Annotated in this window: 18 protein-coding genes; 4 read left to right on the forward strand and 14 right to left on the reverse strand. The window is 73.2% G+C overall.

The window, feature by feature from the left end; genetic code table 11:
- Nucleotides 1–349: 349 nt before the first annotated feature.
- Entirely contained in the window at nt 350–1,912 is a 1,563-nt protein-coding gene (locus O7609_RS05630) for an MGH1-like glycoside hydrolase domain-containing protein (RefSeq protein ID WP_443072065.1), read from the forward strand.
- Here the strand turns inward: O7609_RS05630 and dusB are convergent.
- From dusB to O7609_RS05655, 5 genes are all read right to left on the reverse strand, one after another.
- Nucleotides 1,858–2,991, reverse strand: coding sequence for a tRNA dihydrouridine synthase DusB (gene dusB, locus O7609_RS05635; protein ID WP_269743183.1), 1,134 nt, complete (start codon nt 2,989–2,991; stop codon nt 1,858–1,860). The two genes, O7609_RS05630 and dusB, sit on opposite strands and share 55 nt — an antisense overlap.
- Nucleotides 2,992–3,036: 45 nt before the next feature.
- A complete protein-coding gene (locus O7609_RS05640) occupies nt 3,037–3,465 on the reverse strand; it encodes a Fur family transcriptional regulator (RefSeq protein ID WP_269733783.1) in 429 nt (142 codons plus the stop codon).
- 95 nt (nt 3,466–3,560) lie between these two features.
- Nucleotides 3,561–4,445, reverse strand: a complete 885-nt coding sequence (locus O7609_RS05645) for a metal ABC transporter permease (protein ID WP_269733784.1) — start codon at nt 4,443–4,445, stop codon at nt 3,561–3,563.
- The gene (locus tag O7609_RS05650) at nt 4,442–5,230 is read right to left on the reverse strand and encodes a metal ABC transporter ATP-binding protein (RefSeq protein ID WP_269733785.1); all 789 of its coding nucleotides are present in this window, start codon (nt 5,228–5,230) and stop codon (nt 4,442–4,444) included. Before O7609_RS05650 ends, O7609_RS05645 begins: the two co-directional genes overlap by 4 nt.
- A gap of 19 nt (nt 5,231–5,249) precedes the next feature.
- Nucleotides 5,250–6,284 (reverse strand): metal ABC transporter substrate-binding protein, encoded by a 1,035-nt coding sequence (locus tag O7609_RS05655; protein ID WP_443072066.1) that lies wholly within the window; start codon nt 6,282–6,284, stop codon nt 5,250–5,252.
- A 176-nt stretch (nt 6,285–6,460) separates the two neighbouring features.
- Here O7609_RS05655 and O7609_RS05660 point away from each other — a divergent pair, with 176 nt between their 5' ends.
- Complete coding sequence (locus O7609_RS05660) at nt 6,461–7,843, forward strand: glycine--tRNA ligase (RefSeq protein ID WP_269733787.1); 1,383 nt, start codon at nt 6,461–6,463, stop codon at nt 7,841–7,843.
- A gap of 90 nt (nt 7,844–7,933) precedes the next feature.
- Here the strand turns inward: O7609_RS05660 and O7609_RS05665 are convergent, their stop codons facing one another.
- From O7609_RS05665 to O7609_RS05680, 4 genes are all read right to left on the reverse strand, one after another.
- Nucleotides 7,934–8,431: a YcxB family protein gene (locus O7609_RS05665; protein WP_269743187.1), complete on the reverse strand. Its 498-nt coding sequence runs from the start codon at nt 8,429–8,431 to the stop codon at nt 7,934–7,936.
- Nucleotides 8,432–8,442: 11 nt separating this feature from the next.
- Complete coding sequence (locus O7609_RS05670) at nt 8,443–9,267, reverse strand: isoprenyl transferase (RefSeq protein WP_269733789.1); 825 nt, start codon at nt 9,265–9,267, stop codon at nt 8,443–8,445.
- Nucleotides 9,268–9,405: 138 nt separating this feature from the next.
- Nucleotides 9,406–10,155, reverse strand: coding sequence for a DNA repair protein RecO (gene recO / locus O7609_RS05675; RefSeq protein WP_269733790.1), 750 nt, complete (start codon nt 10,153–10,155; stop codon nt 9,406–9,408).
- 106 nt (nt 10,156–10,261) lie between these two features.
- A complete protein-coding gene (locus O7609_RS05680; protein ID WP_269733791.1) occupies nt 10,262–10,516 on the reverse strand; it encodes a protealysin inhibitor emfourin in 255 nt (84 codons plus the stop codon).
- Nucleotides 10,517–10,755: 239 nt separating this feature from the next.
- On the opposite strand from O7609_RS05680, the gene leuA reads away from it, so the two are divergent.
- Together leuA and O7609_RS05690 are read left to right on the forward strand one after the other, a co-directional pair.
- On the forward strand, nt 10,756–12,474 hold the full coding sequence (gene leuA / locus O7609_RS05685) for a 2-isopropylmalate synthase (protein ID WP_269743188.1): 1,719 nt from the start codon (nt 10,756–10,758) through the stop codon (nt 12,472–12,474).
- A 194-nt stretch (nt 12,475–12,668) separates the two neighbouring features.
- Nucleotides 12,669–13,373, forward strand: a complete 705-nt coding sequence (locus O7609_RS05690) for a TerB family tellurite resistance protein (RefSeq protein WP_443072229.1) — start codon at nt 12,669–12,671, stop codon at nt 13,371–13,373.
- Nucleotides 13,374–13,424: 51 nt separating this feature from the next.
- Here O7609_RS05690 and era read toward each other — a convergent pair whose 3' ends face one another.
- The 5 genes from era to ybeY form a co-directional block, all read right to left on the reverse strand.
- Nucleotides 13,425–14,357: a GTPase Era gene (gene era, locus O7609_RS05695; RefSeq protein WP_269733793.1), complete on the reverse strand. Its 933-nt coding sequence runs from the start codon at nt 14,355–14,357 to the stop codon at nt 13,425–13,427.
- 145 nt (nt 14,358–14,502) lie between these two features.
- The gene (locus tag O7609_RS05700; protein WP_269733794.1) at nt 14,503–14,853 is read right to left on the reverse strand and encodes a cytidine deaminase; all 351 of its coding nucleotides are present in this window, start codon (nt 14,851–14,853) and stop codon (nt 14,503–14,505) included.
- A gap of 87 nt (nt 14,854–14,940) precedes the next feature.
- Entirely contained in the window at nt 14,941–15,711 is a 771-nt protein-coding gene (locus O7609_RS05705; RefSeq protein WP_269733795.1) for a hypothetical protein, read from the reverse strand.
- A gap of 74 nt (nt 15,712–15,785) precedes the next feature.
- Nucleotides 15,786–17,099: a hemolysin family protein gene (locus tag O7609_RS05710; RefSeq protein ID WP_269733796.1), complete on the reverse strand. Its 1,314-nt coding sequence runs from the start codon at nt 17,097–17,099 to the stop codon at nt 15,786–15,788.
- 13 nt (nt 17,100–17,112) lie between these two features.
- A complete protein-coding gene (gene ybeY / locus O7609_RS05715) occupies nt 17,113–17,610 on the reverse strand; it encodes an rRNA maturation RNase YbeY (protein WP_269733797.1) in 498 nt (165 codons plus the stop codon).
- Nucleotides 17,611–17,646 lie beyond the last annotated feature (36 nt).

Raw genomic sequence — 17,646 nt, forward strand, 5'->3', positions numbered from 1 at the left:
TCCCGCGTCGACCCCCCGTCGCCGCGCACCCCGGGCGGCACCGCACCCCGGAGCGCCGCCGACCCCCGCACCGAACGGCGGAACCACGCGCCGCCGAGAACGCACCGGCGGCACCGCCCGAACTGAAGGCCCCTCAGCGAGGCGGATGGGTGTTTTGTCAAGGCATCGCCGGTGTGACCTATTTACGCTTGTCCGCCCCAGGTAACGCCGCATAGCTTTCCGTGTTAATTGGACGTAACTCGGAGGTGCCACCGGCTTCGGCCGGGGCCCGGCCGGTGCGGCGCCCCGCGCGCAGCCCCGGTCCGGTGCCCGACCGGGCAGCCACCGGGGACCACCCACCGGAGCCCTCGTGGACCGCGTGACCGACACCGAGACCGCCCTGCTGACCGCCATACCGCACCAGACCGCCGCGCCGACCGCACCCGCGGGCCCGGCGGTCGGTCCGGCACGGCTCGCCCGCCGCGCCGCCCGCGTGCTGGCGTGCAGCTGGACGGGCGGCGCCACGGTGCCGGCCCGCAGCCTCTACCCCCACCAGTGGAGCTGGGACTCGGCGTTCATCGCGATCGGGCTCCGGCACCGCTCGGCCGTGCGGGCCCAGCGCGAGCTGGAGACGCTCTTCGCCGCCCAGTGGGAGGACGGCCGCGTCCCGCACATCGTGTTCAACCCCGTCGTGCCGCGCGGCGCCTACTTTCCCAGCCCCGACTTCTGGCGCTCCTCCACCGCCGGGCGGGTGGCGGGCGCCCCGCGGGACCGGGAGACCTCGGGCATCGTCCAGCCGCCCGTCCACGCGCTGGCCGCCTGGCTCGTCCACCGCGCCCACCCCGGGCTGTCCCGGCGGCGCGCCTTCCTCGACCGGCTCTACCCGCGGCTGAGCGCCTGGCACGCGTACCTGACCGGCCGACGGAACCTCGGGGGGCACGGGCTGGCCGCCTGCGTCCACCCGTGGGAGCCCGGCATGGACAACAGCCCCTGCTGGGACGCCCCGCTGAGCCGCGTCGTCCCGGCGGCCCGCGGCTCGTTCCGCCGCGCCGACCTGGACCACGGCGCCCCCGCCGACCGGCCGACGGACCTGGACTACGGCCGCTACGTCCGGCTCGCCGCCGACTACCGGGACTCCGGCTACGACGACTCCGAGGACAGCGCCCGCTTCGCCTTCGCCGTCGAGGACCCCGGCTTCAACGCCCTGCTGATCCTCTCCGAGCACGCCCTGGCCGACATCGCCCGGGAGCTGGGCCGCCCCCGGGACGCCGAGGGGCACGCGCTGCGGGCCCGGGAGCTGACCGACGCCCTGGTGCTGCGGCTGTGGGACCCGGAGTCCGGTCAGTTCCGCTGCCGCGACCTGGTGGGCGGCCACCTGGTCGACGAGCGCAGCGCGGCGGGCCTGCTGCCGCTGGCGGTGCCCGGCCTGCCCGAGGCCCTCGTCGACGCGCTGGTGCGCACCGCCGAGGGGCCGCACTTCCGGCTGGGCGACGGCATCGGCATGGTGCCCAGCTACGACCTGCGCGGCCGTGCCTTCGACCGGCACCGCTACTGGCGCGGTCCCGCGTGGTTCAACGTCAACTGGCTGCTGGAGCGCGGGCTGCGCCACCACGGCCGCACCGCGCGCGCCGACGCGCTGCGCACCGCCATGCTGGCGCACGCCGGGGAGACGGAGTTCGCCGAGTACCTGGACCCGCTCACCGGCCGGGCGCACGGTGCGCTGGACTTCGGCTGGACGGCGGCGCTGACCCTGGACCTGCTGGCCGCGACCGGCCGCGCCGGGGAGCCGGCCCACGACGCCGAGCCGGACCACGACGCGGCGCCGGCCGGGGAGACGTCCGAGGCCGGAGGGGCTGCCGGGGACGGGGCCGGCGAGGCTCAGCCGCCGGAGGTGTCCAGCTCGGCCTCGGAGCCCACCGTCGCGCAGGCGTAGGGGTCGTCGAGCCAGCCGTCGGGCAGGACGACGCGGTTGCGCCCGTGGGTGCGGCCCCGGGGGCCCTCCGCCCCGGCGGGCCAGGGCTGGCCGAGGTCCAGGCCGTCCAGGAGCTCGCGCAGCTCGTCCAGGGAGGCCGCGGTGGCGAGCCTGCGCCGGGCCTCGGAGCCGACGGAGAAGCCCTTGGTGTACCAGGCGACGTGCTTGCGGAAGTCGATGACGCCCCGGGCCTCGTCGCCCAGCCACTCCCCCAGCAGCCGGGCGTGCCGCACCATGACGTCGGCGACCTCCCGCAGCGTGGGGGCCGCGATCTGGTCCGCACGGCCCTCGAAGACGGCGACGAGGTCGCCGAACAGCCACGGCCGGCCCAGGCAGCCGCGGCCGACCACGACGCCGTCGCAGCCCGTCTCGCGCATCATGCGCACGGCGTCCGCCGCCGACCAGATGTCGCCGTTGCCCAGCACGGGGACCTCGGTGACGGCCTCCTTCAGCCGGGCGATGGCACTCCAGTCGGCGGTGCCCGAGTAGTGCTGGGCGGCCGTGCGGCCGTGCAGGGCGATCGCGGTGACGCCCTCCTCGACGGCGATGCGTCCGGCGTCGAGGTAGGTGAGGTGGTCGTCGTCGATGCCCTTGCGCATCTTCATCGTCACCGGGAGCCCGTTCGCGCCGGTGACGGCCTCGCGCAGGATGTCCCGCAGCAGGTTGCGCTTGTAGGGCAGCGCGGAGCCGCCGCCCTTGCGGGTGACCTTGGGGACGGGACAGCCGAAGTTGAGGTCGATGTGGTCGGCCAGGTCCTCGTCGGCGATCATGCGGACCGCCTTGCCGACGGTCACCGGGTCCACCCCGTAGAGCTGGATGGAGCGCGGGCGCTCGCTCGCGTCGAAGTGGACGAGCTGCATCGTCTTCTCGTTGCGCTCGACGAGGGCCCGGGTGGTGATCATCTCGCTGACGAACAGCCCCTTGCCGCCGCTGAACTCCCGGCACAGCGTCCGGAAGGGGGCGTTGGTGATCCCCGCCATGGGCGCCAGCACCACCGGCGGTGTCACGGTGTGGGGACCGATGCTGAGCTGCTGCGTCATCGAACGGATGCTTCTCCTGTCAGTGCCACCGGGGGCTGCCGGGGGCTACTTCTTCTGCCGCTTCGGCCGCGCCGCGCACTCGCCGCAGGTGCCGAAGATCTCCACGGTGTGTGCGACGTCCACGAAACCGTGCTCCCGCGCGATGGCGTCCGCCCACCGCTCCACCTGCGGGCCCTCGACCTCGACGGCCTTGCCGCACGAGCGGCACACCAGGTGGTGGTGATGGTCGTCGGTGCTGCACCGCCGGTAGACGGCCTCGCCCTCGTCGGTGCGCAGCACGTCCACCTCGCCGGCATCGGCGAGGGACTGGAGCGTGCGGTAGACGGTCGTCAGCCCGACCGAGTCGCCTCGGTGCTTGAGCAGGTCGTGCAGCTCCTGTGCACTGCGGAACTCGTCGACCTCGCTCAACGCCGCCGACACCGCGGCGCGCTGCCTGGTCGAACGGCCGCGGACTGGGGGACCTGCGGTCGCCACCGTTGCCTCCTTAAAACCACCCGTGCGGGCGAATCGGCTCGGCCTGGACGCGCCCAATTGTGCCAGGTCCCGGGGGAGCGGCCGGGCTCGGCCGGTCACGGGCCGGCCGGCTCCTCCTCCAGGATGCCCGACGGCGCCCGCCCGGTGTCCCGCTCCGCGCGCACCGCCCGTCTGCGGGCGACGACCGGGGTGACGGCGGCCAGAGCGGCGAACACTCCGATGGCCAGCAGCACGATCGTCGCGCCCGGCGGGACGTCGGCGTAGAACGAGACGACCGTGCCCGAAACCGCCACCAGCGTGCCGAGCGCCACCGACAGCCCGAGCGTCACCGCGAAGCCGCGGGTCACCTGCTGGGCGGCGGCGACCGGGATCACCATGAGCGCGCTGACCAGGAGCAGCCCCACGACCCGCATCGCCACCGTGACGGTGACGGCGGCCGTGACGGCGAGCAGCAGGTTGAGCAGCTTCACGGGCAGCCCGGTCACCCGGGCGAACTCCTCGTCCTGGCAGACGGCGAAGAGCTGGCGCCGCAGCCCCAGGCAGACGGCGAGCACGGCGCAGGACAGGATCACGATCGCGGTGACGTCCTCCGGCGCGACGGTGGTGATGGAGCCGAACATCGCGGTGAGCAGATCCGCCGTGGAGCCGCCGGGGGCCAGGTTGATGATCATCACGCCGCCGGCCATGCCGCCGTAGAACAGCATCGCGAGGGCCACGTCCCCGCGGGCCTTGCCGTACCAGCGCACCAGCTCGATCGCCACGGCGCCGGCCGCGGCGACCAGCACCGCCGTCCACACCGCGTGCGTGCTGAGCAGGAAGCCGAGCGCGACGCCGGTGAGGGCGATGTGGCCGATGCCGTCGCCCATGATCGCCTGGTGCCGCTGGACGAGGTAGATGCCGACCGCCGGCGCGGCGATACCGACCAGCAGCGCGGCGAGCAGCGCCCGCTGCATGAAGGCGTAGTCGAGGATCTCGATCATGAGAGCTGTCCCGTTTCGATCCTGGGCACGGCGGGCGCCACGTCGGCGACCTCGCTGTCGTGGGGGTGGCAGGCCAGGTCGTGGAGCTGCTCGGGACGCTCCACCCGTTCCACCCGGCCGTCCCGCAGTACGACGGACCGGTCGATGAGCGGTGCGAGCGGCCCCAGCTCGTGCAGGACGAGGAGGACGGAGGCCCCCGCCCGCACCTGGTGGCGCAGCGCCTCGGCAAGGACGCGCTGACTGGCCAGGTCGACCCCCGCGAGCGGCTCGTCCATGATCAGCAGCTCCGGTTCGCCGGCCAGGGCGCGGGCGATCAGGACCCGCTGGTGCTGGCCGCCGGAGAGCGCGCTCACGGAGTCCTTCACCCGGTCGGCCATGCCGACCAGTTCCAGCGCCGCCCGCACGGCGTCCCGGTCGGAACGGCGGAGCGGACCGAGCCCCCGGCGGGACAGCCGCCCCGATGTGACGACCTCGCGCACGGTGGCCGGGACCCCGGCGGCGGCCGTGGAGCGCTGCGGGACGTAGCCGACCCGGCGCCAGTCCCGGAAGCGCCGCAGCGGGGTGCCGAACAGCTCCAGCCCGCCGGCGGTGAGCGGGACCTGCCCGATGGCGGCGCGGACGGTCGTGGACTTGCCGGAGCCGTTGGCCCCCAGCAGCGCCACGACCTCTCCGCGGGCCACCTCCAGGTCGATGCCACGCAGCACGGGGCGGGCCCCGAGCGCGGCGTGCGCGGCGCGCAGGGCTATGACGGGCTCGTCGTCCTTCGAGGGGGCCGGGGTGTCCATACGGGGCTCCTTACGCGGCTTACTCGGCACCGAGGGCCTTCCGGAGGGCCTCCAGGTTGGCGCGCATCACGGCGAAGTAGTCGTCACCGCGCGACTGCTCGGTGATGCCCTCCAGCGGGTCCAGCACATCGGTCCTGAGTTCGAGGTCGCCGGCGAGGGCCTTCACCGTCCGGTCGCTGGCCAGCGTCTCGAAGAAGACGGTGCTCACGTTCTCGCGCTCGGCGACGTCGTGCAGCTCCTTCATCCGGGCACCGCTCGGCTCGTCCTCCGGGCTGAGGCCCGCGATGGCCTCCTGGTCGAGCCCGTAGCGGGCGGCGAGGTGGCCGAAGGCGGCGTGGCTGGTGATGAAGGTGTCGGTCGCGGCGTTCTTCAGGCCGTTCTCGAACTCGGTGTCGAGCTCCCCCAGCTTCCCGACGAGGGAGTCGGCGTTCTTGCGGTAGTCCTCGGCGTGGTCCGGGTCGGCCTCGGCCAGCGCCTCGCCGACACCCTCGGCGACCGCCGCGTACTGCACCGGGTCCAGCCAGACGTGCGGGTCCAGTCCGCCGTGATCGTGACCGTCGTGTCCCTCGCCCTCGTGTCCCTCGCCCTCGTCGTGGCCCTCGCCCTCGTGACCCTCGTCCTCGTCTGCGCCGTGGCCGGAGCGCGCGCCGTGCGGCTCCGCGCCGTGCTCCTCCTCACCGGCGTGCTCCGCGAGAGCACCGGCCTCCATGACGTGTTCGACGCCGGACTGCTCGACGGCGTCGTCCACGGCGGGCTGGAGGCCCTTGACGTACAGCACGAGCCCGGACTGGGTCAGCTCGGCCGTCTGCTGGGGGCTGATCCGCAGGTCGTGCGGGTCGGTGCCCGGCTTGGTCAGGGTGCTGACGGCCACGTGCTCCCCGCCGACCTCCTCGGCCAGGAACTCCATCGGGTAGAAGGAGGTGACGACCTTCAGCTTGCCGTCCTCGTCGGTGCCCGCGCCCCCCGTGCCGCAACCGGCCAGGGCGAAGAGGGCGAGGGCGCAGGCGCCCGCTGTCGCGGGGACGGATATGTGAGGGCGGCGTCGTGCGTTCATGACACTCATTTTCAGCAGTGTTGGAAACCGTTGTCAAATTCGAACAGTGTTCGCACGCCGGGTGACCGGCGCGCCCCAGCCCCTTCTCCGGTCCCCCACGGACCGATTTGGTCCGGGGACCGCACGCGCCGGTAACCTGAGTTATTCCGTCGTCGTTTCGTAACGAAGAGAGCACCGTGGCCGCCGACAAGATCGACACCATCGTCAGCCTCAGCAAGCGCCGTGGCTTCGTCTACCCCTGCAGCGAGATCTACGGCGGTCAGCGGGCCGCCTGGGACTACGGCCCGCTGGGCGTGGAGCTGAAGGAGAACATCAAGCGTCAGTGGTGGCGCGCGATGGTCACCGCCCGCGAGGACGTCGTCGGCATCGACTCCTCGGTGATCCTCGCGGCCGAGGTCTGGCAGGCGTCCGGCCATGTGGCCACCTTCACCGACCCGCTCACCGAGTGCACGTCGTGCCACAAGCGCTTCCGCGCCGACCACCTCGAAGAGGCCTACGAGGCCAAGCACGGCCGGCTCCCCGAGAACGGCCTGACCGACGTCAACTGCCCGCACTGCGGCAACAAGGGCACCTTCACCGAGCCCAAGCAGTTCTCCGGGCTGCTCTCCACGCACCTGGGCCCGACCCAGGACTCCGGCTCGGTCGCCTACCTGCGCCCGGAGACGGCCCAGGGCATCTTCACCAACTTCAGCCAGGTCCAGCAGACCTCGCGCAAGAAGCCCCCGTTCGGCATCGCCCAGATGGGCAAGTCGTTCCGCAACGAGATCACGCCGGGCAACTTCATCTTCCGCACCCGCGAGTTCGAGCAGATGGAGATGGAGTTCTTCGTCAAGCCGGGCGAGGACGAGCAGTGGCACGAGTACTGGATGGAGCAGCGCTGGAACTGGTACCGCGGTCTCGGCCTCTCGGAGGCCAACCTCCGCTGGTACGAGCACCCGAAGGAGAAGCTGTCCCACTACTCCAAGCGCACGGCTGACATCGAGTACCGCTTCAGCCTCGGCGGCTCCGAGTGGGGCGAGTTGGAGGGCGTCGCCAACCGCACCGACTACGACCTGGGCGCGCACTCCGCCGCCTCCGGCCAGGACCTGTCGTACTTCGACCAGGAGGCCGGCGAGCGCTGGACGCCCTACGTCATCGAGCCCGCGGCCGGTGTGGGCCGCGCGATGCTGGCCTTCATGCTCGACGCCTACGTCGAGGACGAGGCGCCCAACGCCAAGGGCAAGATGGAGAAGCGCACCGTGATGCGCCTCGACCCGCGGCTGGCCCCCGTCAAGGTCGCCGTGCTGCCGCTGTCCCGCAACGAGAAGCTCTCGCCGAAGGCGCGCGGCCTGGCCGAGACGCTGCGCGGCCACTGGAACATCGAGTTCGACGACGCGGGCGCCATCGGCCGCCGCTACCGCCGCCAGGACGAGATCGGCACGCCGTTCTGCGTCACGGTCGACTTCGACACGCTGGACGACAACGCCGTCACCGTGCGCGAGCGCGACACGATGAAGCAGGAGCGCGTCTCGCTCGACCAGGTCGAGTCCTACCTCGCCTCCCGCCTGATCGGCTGCTGACGGAAGCCGGGGCGCGTCGCGCCGCCCCGGCACCCGCGGCCCACGGCCCCCGGCCCGCCCCTGGCGGCCGGGGGCCGTGGCGTCGGCGGGTCAGACGCCCGCGGGGTGCTCGTCGAGGAGCCGGCGCACGGCAGGGAGACGACCGGCCCCGATCGCCCGCTTGGGCAGGATGAGAAACCCCTTGGCCCGGGCGGCCGGGTCGAACAGCATCAGGACCCGCTCGGACTCGGCGTAGCGCGGGAAGACGGACCAGGCGATGTCCGTCAGCAGGCCCCCGGCGGTGGCGTGAAAGCCCTCCGCGTCGAGGACCGCCCGCCACTCGCCCTGTTCCCGTGCGATGCGATGGCAGCTGCTCACCTGGTGGCTCCGCAGCGCCAGCAGGACGAGCCAGGCGGCCACGGGTCCGAAGCAGACGAGGAGCGCGGCCACGGGTCCGGCGGGCCCGAAGGCGAACCAGGCCGCGGCGGCCAGCAGCAGGACGACGGCCACCGTGGCCACGGCCCCGCCCCGGGAGGTGCGGGCGGGCCCCTCGCGGAGGCGGAGCCCTTCCGCGATCTCGGCACGCGTGACCTGGTACGTCAGCTCCACGCCGCCCGGCGTCACGTGCCGGTGTGCGGCCGTGCGGGGACCTCGTTGGGGACGGCGCCGCCGAAGCGGCGGTCCCGCTGCGCGTACTCCAGGCAGGCCCGCCACAGGTCGCGGCGGTCGAAGTCGGGCCACAGCACGTCCTGGAAGACCATCTCGGCGTAGGCGCTCTGCCAGAGCAGGTAGTTGGAGGTGCGCTGCTCGCCGGAGGGGCGGACGAACAGGTCGACGTCCGGCATGTCCCGGTAGTAGAGGTACTTGGCGAAGGTCTTCTCGTTGACCCGGCCCGGGTCGAGACGGCCCGCGGCCACGTCACGGGCGACGGCCGCCGCGGCGTCCGCGATCTCCGCCCGGCCGCCGTAGTTGACGCAGAAGTACAGCGTCATGGCCTTGTTGTTCTTCGTCTGCTCCTGCGCGATCTGGAGCTCGTGGACGACCGACTTCCACAGCTTGGGCATCCGGCCGACCCAGCGGATGCGGATGCCCATGGCGTCCATCTCGTCCCGGCGGCGGCGAATGACGTCGCGGTTGAAGTTCATCAGGAAGCGCACCTCGTCCGGCGAGCGCTTCCAGTTCTCCGTGGAGAAGGCGTACAGCGACAGGTTCTTGATGCCCATCTCCAGGCAGCCCTTGAGGACGTCGAGCACGACGGCCTCGCCCATCCGGTGCCCCTCGGTGCGCGGAAGCCCGCGCTCCCTGGCCCAGCGGCCGTTGCCGTCCATGACGACCGCCACGTGGCCCGGCACCAGCTCGGCGGGGATCTTCGGCGGGCGGGCGCCGGAAGGGTGGGGCTCGGGGGCGACGTAGCCGCGGGACGCGCGCGTCTGCCGGCTCAGCATGCTCAACTCCGTAGGATCGGCAGGAATCAGCCCGAGGGTATCGGTTGCCGTGCCCACCGGCCTAAAGCCGGCCGCCGGGCCGCCTGCCGCCTCCGGCCGCCTGCCCGGCTCCCCGCCAGGGCGCCGGGGGGGCGCCCGTCAGCCCTTCTCGACGTAGCGCAGGGACCGCAGCCCGCGCTCCAGGTGCCAGTGCAGATAGGCCGACACCAGGCCGCTGCCCTCCCGGACGTGGCGGGGCTCGGCGGCGTCGGCCGTCGGCCAGTCGCCGGTCAGCAGGGCGGCCAGGAGCCGCACCGCCTCCGGCGAGGGGACGACGCTGCCGGGCACCCGGCAGTCGGGGCAGACGGCGCCGCCCGCGGAGACGGAGAAGAAGCGGTTGGGCCCCGGCATGCCGCAGCGGGCGCAGTCGTCGAAGCTGGGGGCGTAGCCGCCCACGGCGAGGGAGCGCAGCAGGAAGGCGTCCAGCACGAGCCCGGGCGCGTGCTCCCCGGCGGCCAGCGTGCGCAGCCCCCCGACCAGGAGGAGGTACTGCTGGACGTTCGGCTCGCCCTCGTGGTCGGTGAACCGTTCCGCCGTCTCCAGCATCGCCGTCCCGGCGGTGTAGCGGGCGTAGTCCGCGACGACGCCCCGGCCGTAGGGGGCGATGGTCTCCGTCTGGGTGCACAGCGGCAGGCCCCGCCCGACGAGCTCGCCGCCACGCGCGAAGAACTGCACGTCCACGTGGGAGAAGGGCTCCAGCCGGGCACCGAACTTCGACTTGGTCCGGCGCACTCCGCGGGCCACCGCGCGCACCCGGCCGTGGCCGCGGGTGAGCAGGGTGATGATGCGGTCCGCTTCCCCCAGCTTCTGGGTGCGCAGCACGATGCCGTCGTCGCGGAACAGGGTCATGGGCCCATTCTCGCAGCCGCCGGCGGCGCGGAGAGCGGGACCGGGCCGCCGGGACCGGAGGGGCCGGTGTCGGGCGGACGGGCCGGCGGCCACGGGGCGGGACCGGTCAGCCGGCCTGCTGGAAGACCTCCGTGATCAGGTGGGCCTGGGCCGTCGTGAGCCGGGGGTCCGCGCAGTAGACGGCGGCGTCGTCGACCGTGATCTCGTAGCTGAATCCCTCGGGGCCGCCCACCGGGGGCGTGCCGTGGCCCTCGGCCACGGCCCTGCGGGCGAGGTCCGCCATCTCGGGGTCCGAGGTGGTCAGGGTGGCTCGGCGGGGCCGGCCGCCCTGACCACCGGTGCGAATGACCGTAATGTCCATCTCCTTACGGTAACCGACGCATCGCACAGCGCGAAGGCATGACAGGTCTCGCATACTGATACAGGCGCCGCACTCCCGCGGAGGCTCGGTTACGCTACGGAAACCATGCGATTCGGGCTGCTTCTCCTTAGCTGCCGCGGCGAGGGCCTGTAGTCGAGGCCGACTCCCTCCCCGCGGAGTTCGGTGCTGCCACCGTCGGCCTGCTGAGGAAGCCACTCCGCGACAGGAGCCCACACGTCATGACGAACCGCCAGCAGCCCTCCGGTATGCCCGTCCACAAGTACGGCCCCTACGAGGCCGTGGACATCCCGGACCGCACCTGGCCCGACCGGCGCATCACCAAGGCCCCGCGCTGGCTGTCCACCGACCTGCGGGACGGCAACCAGGCGCTGATCGACCCGATGTCGCCCGCCCGCAAGCGGAAGATGTTCGACCTGCTGGTGGCCATGGGCTACAAGGAGATCGAGGTCGGCTTCCCCTCCTCCGGCCAGACGGACTTCGGCTTCGTCCGCTCCATCATCGAGGACGGGGCCATCCCCGAGGACGTCACGATCTCCGTGCTGACCCAGGCGCGCGAGGAGCTGATCGAGCGGACCGTCGAGTCGCTGGTCGGCGCCCCGCGGGCGACGGTGCACCTGTACAACGCGACGGCCCCGACGTTCCGCCGGGTCGTCTTCCGCGGCACCCGGGACGAGGTGCGGCAGATCGCCGTGGACGGCACCCGCCTGGTCACGGAGTACGCCGAGAAGCTGCTGGACTACCGCACCGTCTTCGGCTACCAGTACAGTCCGGAGATCTTCACCGACACCGAGCTGGACTTCGCCCTGGAGGTCTGCGAGTCGGTCATGGACGTGTGGCAGCCGGAGGACGGCCGCGAGATCATCCTCAACCTGCCCGCGACGGTCGAACGCTCCACGCCCTCCACACACGCCGACCGCTTCGAGTGGATGTCCCGCAACCTGTCGCGGCGCGAGTTCGTCTGCCTGTCCGCCCACCCGCACAACGACCGCGGCACCGCCGTCGCGGCCGCGGAGCTGGCCGTCATGGCCGGGGCCGACCGGGTCGAGGGCTGCCTGTTCGGCCAGGGCGAGCGCACCGGCAACGTCGACCTGGTGACGCTGGGCATGAACCTGTTCTCCCAGGGCGTGGACCCGCAGATCGACTTCAGCCAGATCGACGAGATCCGCCGCACCGCCGAGTACTGCAACCAGATGGAGGTCCACCCCCGCCACCCCTACGCGGGCGACCTCGTCTACACCTCCTTCTCCGGCTCCCACCAGGACGCCATCAAGAAGGGCTTCGAGGCCATGGAGGCCGCGGCCGCCGAGGCCGGGAAGAGCGTGGACGACATCGAGTGGGCGGTCCCCTACCTGCCCATCGACCCCAAGGACGTCGGCCGCTCCTACGAGGCCGTCATCCGGGTGAACTCCCAGTCCGGCAAGGGCGGCGTCGCCTACGTCCTGAAGAACGACCACAACCTGGACCTGCCGCGCCGGATGCAGATCGAGTTCTCCCGCATCATCCAGGGGAAGACGGACAGCGAGGGCGGCGAGGTCACGCCGACGCAGATCTGGGACACCTTCTGCGACGAGTACCTGCCCACGCCCGAGCGCCCCTGGGGCCGGATCGCCCTGCGCAGCGCCCAGACGGAGACGACGAAGGACGGACACGACGCACTGACCGTCGAGGCCGTCGTGGACGGCGCGCCCACGGTACTGGAGGGCACCGGCAACGGCCCGATCTCCGCGTTCTTCGACGCCCTGGCCGGCAACGGGATCGACGTCCGGCTGCTGGACTACGTCGAGCACACCCTGAGCCAGGGTGCCAGCGCGCAGGCGGCCTCGTACATCGAGTGCGCGATCGACGGCAAGGTCCTGTGGGGCGTGGGAATCGACGCCAACACCACCCGCGCGTCGATCAAGGCCGTGGTATCGGCCGTCAACCGCGCCACGCGCTGAGGGAGTTGACGCCTCACCGGCGAGGCGGGCAGCATCGGTCCCGGCCCGGCGACACCCTGGCCGGGGCCTTTCCCAGATCCGGTTTTTTGTCCGGTACTGGAGGCTGACGGAGACACGTCCCTGTGGTTAACATCACGTCCTGGCGTGGCGACACCGGCGACGAGGCCGGGCGACGGAGGTGCGGCGTGAGCGGACTGCGCGTGGCGGGCGGGTACGGGGGCGAAGTCCCGGCCGCGGGCTGGGGGAGGCTGGGCACGGGCCTGCGCACGGGCGTCCGCACCGCCTGGACCACCGTCGCGGACGGCGAGTTCTTCTGCGCCTCCTGCGGCGGGGACCGCAACTACGAACGCCGCACGGGGCGCCGCCGTCTCGAACTGCTCGGAGTGCCGCTCCTGCGCCGCGGCGTCACCGCTCCCGTGCTCGCGTGCACGTCCTGCGGTACGCATTTCGGCCCCGAGGCCCTGGAGCGGCCCACCACGACCCGACTCGCCGCGCTCCTGCGCGACGGCGTGCAGTGCGTGGCGCTGGCCGTCCTGGCCACCGGGGGCAGCGACAGCGAGGCGGTGCGCCGCGCCGCCGTGGACTCCGTCCACGCCGCGGGCTACCCCGACTGCACCGAGGAGCGGCTGCTCGCCCTGTGCACGGCCCTGCGCGCCGACACCTCGGCCGAGTACGGCGTCGGCGTCGAGATCGAACTGCACGCGACCCTGGGCCCGTTGGTGCCGCACCTGGCGGAGCCCGGCCGCGTCGGCCTGCTGTTGCGGGGCGCCCGGATCGCCCTCGCGGACGGGCCCTACATCCCGGCCGAGCGGGCCGTGCTCTCCGCCCTCGGCAGCGCGCTCGACTTCACGGCCGAGGAGACGCAGGGGCTGCTCGCCGCCGCCCCCGAGCGGAGCTGAGCCCGCCCGCGGGCACGGTTGCGGCCGCCCTACGGCAGACCAGGGCGCGGTTCAGAAGCCCAGGCGGCGGAGCTGCTTCGGGTCGCGCTGCCAGTCCTTGGCGACCTTCACATGCAGGTCGAGGAAGACGGGGGTGCCCAGCAGCGCCTCGATGTGCTTACGCGAGCGGCTGCCGACCTCCTTGAGCCGCTTGCCGCCCGGGCCGATGACGATGCCCTTCTGGCTGGGCCGCTCGATGAACAGGTTGGCGTGGATGTCCAGCAGCGGCTTGTCGGCGGGGCGGTCCTCGCGCGGCAGCATCTCCTCGACGACGACGGCGATGGAGTGCGGCAGTTCGTCGCGCACCCCCTCCAGCGCGGCCTCCCGGATCAGCTCGGCGACCATGACCTGCTCCGGCTCGTCGGTGAGATCGCCGTCGGGGTAGAGCGGCGGGCTCTCCGGCAGCATCGGCGCCAGCAGATCCGCCAGCAGCGAGACCTGGCTGCCCGCCGTGGCCGAGACCGGCACGATCTCGGCCCACTCGATGCCCAGCTCCCGGCCCATCCGGTCGACGGCCACGAGCTGGGCCGCCAACGCCCTGGAGTCCACGAGGTCCGTCTTCGTCACCACCGCGACCTTGGGGGTGCGCTTGAGCTTGGCCAGCTCGGCGGCGATGAAGCGGTCACCCGGGCCGGTCTTCTGATCGGCCGGAAGGCAGAACCCGATGACGTCCACCTCGGCCCAGGTGGTGCGGACGACGTCGTTGAGCCGCTCCCCCAGCAGCGTGCGCGGCTTGTGCAGCCCGGGGGTGTCGACGAGGACGAGCTGCGCGTCCTCGCGGTGCACGATGCCGCGCACGGTGTGCCGGGTGGTCTGGGGCCGGTTCGAGGTGATGGCGACCTTCGTGCCCACGAGTGCGTTGGTCAGGGTCGACTTGCCGGCGTTCGGGCGGCCGACGAAGCAGGCGAAGCCGGCACGGTGCGGCGGGCGGGAAGGGCTGGTCATTCCCCCATTGTCCCTCCCTTCCGGGCTCGGTTCGCCGCCGGGTGCTTCGACCCGGTGCCGACGCCCGCCGACACCGGCGCGTCCTTCGGCTCACTCGCCGTGAGCGTCTCGGTCGCCTCGGCCCCACGTCCAGCGGAGAGGCCGGTCAGCCCGCGGTGAGGGTGGCGCGCAGGGTGCCGTCGGGGGCGGCCAGCAGGACCGGCGTCGTTCCACCCAGGTCGGCGACGGCGGCGAGGTCGGTGCCGGGCAGCGCGCCGGCGTCGGAGACGACCGCGGCGGCCTCCAGGGACCGCGCGCCGGAGGCCACGGCCATCGCGACGGCGGTCTGGAGCGCCGTCAGCTCCAGCGAGGGCAGCGTCACCGTGCTGGCGACGTAGGTGCGGCCGGTCTCGTCGCGGACGGCGGCGCCCTCGGGGACGGCGTTGCGGGCGCGGGCGCTGCGCGCCAGCGTGATGATCTTGCGGTCCTCGGGATCGATGGCCTGGGCGTCAGTCATGACCTTGAGCTTACTGGGGCCGTGGGCGGCCCCGGGCGGCCGGTGAGCGGGGGGACGGCCGGCCCGTCGCCGCGCCCGCCGGGGCGCTCACAGCCGGGTCGCGCCCGGGAAGGAGCCTGCGGGCGAGGGCGTGCCGCCCGCGGCGACGGTGCGCAGCTTCGTCAGCGCCAGCCGGGCGAGGGGCACGATGCCGCGGGCGTCGGAGTCCTCCCGCCCCGCGCGGGCGAGGTGCACGGTGTGGGCGCCGAGGCGGGCGTAGACGGCCTCGGAGACGACGGTGCCCGCGCGGCTCCCGGACTCCGTCCGCACGAAGCGCACGGCCACGCTCTCGTCCCCCAGCCGCGGCGCGTCCAGCGTCTCGGCGTGGTACATGACCTCGCGGCCGCCGGCGTCCGGGCCCTCGGTGACCGGGAAGGCGGGACACTGGCCCGCGGCGGCGCGGAAGGAGGCGAGGGCGTCCCGGGCGTCGGCGGCCCCCGTGTGCGTGCCGGTGCGCGCGACGACGAACGGGCCCACCTCGGTACGGGCGAACCGGGCCAGGCCGCCGGTGCCGGGCGGGTCCCGGAAGAGGGCCCGGCAGGGCCCCTCCGCGGGCTCGGGGACGCCGATGCCGCGCCTCCGGGCGGCGTCGGGGGTGTCGGCGGCCCAGCCGGCGGGGAGGTCGGCGAGGCTCAGCACGGCGAGCCGCAGCCGCTCCTCGCTCAGCGGTCCCGCCGCGAGGCCGGGCGTGCCCGGCTGTCCGCCGGGGCCGGTACGGCCCGCGCAGCCGACCGCCAGCGAGCCCGGCCCGGCCAGCAGGGCCAGGACGAGCGCGGCGCGGATCGGGCCCGAGCGAAGGTGCCGCAGGTACGCGTGCATGGGTCCATGGCGGCACGCGGGTGCGGCCGGGGCCAGGGGCGTTCACCCGGCCGGGTGAACCGGGGCGCTCCGGGCTACTCCCCGTCGTCGTCCCGCTGCTCGGCGTCGACGCGCTCGACCAGGACGCGGTCGATGCGGTTGCGCCGGCCCGCCGTGGACTCCGCGGTGAGCCGGAGCCCGGCGAGCCTGGGATCGGCGGGCTCCTCGGAGAGGTCGACCACCACCGCGGCGCCCGCGATGGGCACCCGGCCGAGGAGCTTGGCCAGCAGGCCGCCGACCGTCTCCACGTCCTCGTCGTCGAGGTCGGGCAGTCCGTACAGCTCGCCCAGGTCGCCGATGTCCAGGCGGGCGGTGACGCGGAACCGGCCGTCGCCCAGCTCCTCGACGGGCGGCAGCTCGCGGTCGTACTCGTCGGTGATCTCGCCGACGATCTCCTCGAGGATGTCCTCGATGGTGACGATCCCGGCCGTGGAGCCGTACTCGTCGATGACGACGGCCACGTGGTTGCGCTCGGTCTGCATCTCCCGCAGCAGGTCGCCGGCGTTCTTCGTGTCCGGGACGAACGCGGCCGGGCGCATCGCCGTGGACACCAGCTCGGACTCGGCCTCGCGGCTGATGTGGACCTTGCGGGCCAGATCCTTCAGGTAGACCATCCCGACGACGTCGTCCTCGTTCTCGCCCGTGACGGGGATGCGCGAGAAGCCGGAACGCAGGGCGAGGGTGAGGGCCTGCCGGATGGTCTTGAACCGCTCGATGGACACCAGGTCGGTCCGCGGCACCATGACCTCCCGGACGAGGGTGTCGCCGAGCTGGAAGACCGAGTGCACCATCCGGCGCTCCTCGTCCTCGATGAGCGACTCCGACTCGGCCAGGTCCACCATGGCCCGCAGCTCGGCCTCCGAGGCGAACGGCCCCTTGCGGAAGCCCTTGCCGGGGGTGAGCGCGTTGCCCAGGAGGATCAGCAGCTGGGGCAGCGGGCCGAGCACCCGGGCGAGCGGCAGCAGCACGTAGGCGGCGGCCGTGGCGGTGTTCAGCGGATGCTGGATGCCGATGGTGCGGGGGGAGACGCCGACGGCCACGAAGGAGACGAGCACCATGACGCCCATGGCGACCACGAGCGCCTGCCAGGGTTCGGCGAAGTAGCGCAGGCACGCGTAGGTGACGAGGACGCCGGCGGCCATCTCGGAGGCGACCCGCAGCAGCATGGCCAGGTTCAGGTAGCGGACCGGGTCGGCGGCGACGGCGGCGAGCCGGTCGCTGCCGCGCCGCCCGCTGCGCACCGCCTGCTCGGCCCGGAAGCCCGTCGCCCGGGAGAGCCCGGCCTCGGCGCAGGCGGCGAGCCAGGCGATCACGGTCAGGGTGACCGCGACGGTGAGGATCTCGGTCATCGTCCGCCCGGCCTCAGGTGAAGGTGGGGGCCGGTGAGGGCCCGGTGAGGCCCCGCTCGGTCCGCCAGCCGTCCACGATGGCCTGCTGGAGGCCGAACATCTCGGCCTTCTCCCCGGGCGCCTCGTGGTCGTACCCGAGCAGGTGCAGCACGCCGTGCACGGTGAGGAGCTGGAGCTCCTCGTCCGTGGTGTGCCCCGTCGGGGCCTGCTCGGCCTGGCGCGCCGCGACCTCGGGGCACAGCACGATGTCACCGAGCAGCCCCTGGGGGGCCTCCTCCTCGTCCTTCGCGGGCGGACGCAGCTCGTCCATCGGGAAGGACATGACGTCCGTCGGCCCCGGAAGGTCCATCCACTGCACGTGGAGGCGCTCCATGGCGGCGGAGTCCACCACGATCACCGACAGCTCGGACAGCGGATGGATGCGCATCCGGGCGAGGGCGTACCGGGCGATGTCGAGGAGCGCCTCCTCGTCGACGTCCTGCCCGGACTCGTTGTTCACGTCGATGGACATGTGCTCGCTGATGCTCTCCGTCGTCTCGGCCTGCGT

It is taken from the genome of Streptomyces sp. WMMC1477 (assembly GCF_027460245.1).
Classification (GTDB): Bacteria; Actinomycetota; Actinomycetes; order Streptomycetales; family Streptomycetaceae; genus Streptomyces.

Excerpts from the sequence above, each read along its gene's own strand:
- leuA (WP_269743188.1), top strand. The coding sequence starts at position 10,756 with ATGACGAACCGCCAGCAGCCCTCCGGTATGCCCGTCCACAAGTACGGC.
- O7609_RS05705 (WP_269733795.1), bottom strand. The coding sequence starts at position 15,711 with ATGCACGCGTACCTGCGGCACCTTCGCTCGGGCCCGATCCGCGCCGCG.
- era (WP_269733793.1), bottom strand. The coding sequence starts at position 14,357 with ATGACCAGCCCTTCCCGCCCGCCGCACCGTGCCGGCTTCGCCTGCTTC.
- O7609_RS05645 (WP_269733784.1), bottom strand. The coding sequence starts at position 4,445 with ATGATCGAGATCCTCGACTACGCCTTCATGCAGCGGGCGCTGCTCGCC.
- O7609_RS05650 (WP_269733785.1), bottom strand. The coding sequence starts at position 5,230 with ATGGACACCCCGGCCCCCTCGAAGGACGACGAGCCCGTCATAGCCCTG.
- O7609_RS05680 (WP_269733791.1), bottom strand. The coding sequence starts at position 10,516 with ATGGACATTACGGTCATTCGCACCGGTGGTCAGGGCGGCCGGCCCCGC.
- O7609_RS05670 (WP_269733789.1), bottom strand. The coding sequence starts at position 9,267 with ATGCTGAGCCGGCAGACGCGCGCGTCCCGCGGCTACGTCGCCCCCGAG.
- O7609_RS05710 (WP_269733796.1), bottom strand. The coding sequence starts at position 17,099 with ATGACCGAGATCCTCACCGTCGCGGTCACCCTGACCGTGATCGCCTGG.
- O7609_RS05655 (WP_443072066.1), bottom strand. The coding sequence starts at position 6,284 with ATGAACGCACGACGCCGCCCTCACATATCCGTCCCCGCGACAGCGGGC.
- ybeY (WP_269733797.1), bottom strand. The coding sequence starts at position 17,610 with ATGTCCATCGACGTGAACAACGAGTCCGGGCAGGACGTCGACGAGGAG.
- O7609_RS05700 (WP_269733794.1), bottom strand. The coding sequence starts at position 14,853 with ATGACTGACGCCCAGGCCATCGATCCCGAGGACCGCAAGATCATCACG.
- dusB (WP_269743183.1), bottom strand. The coding sequence starts at position 2,991 with ATGACGCAGCAGCTCAGCATCGGTCCCCACACCGTGACACCGCCGGTG.
- recO (WP_269733790.1), bottom strand. The coding sequence starts at position 10,155 with ATGACCCTGTTCCGCGACGACGGCATCGTGCTGCGCACCCAGAAGCTG.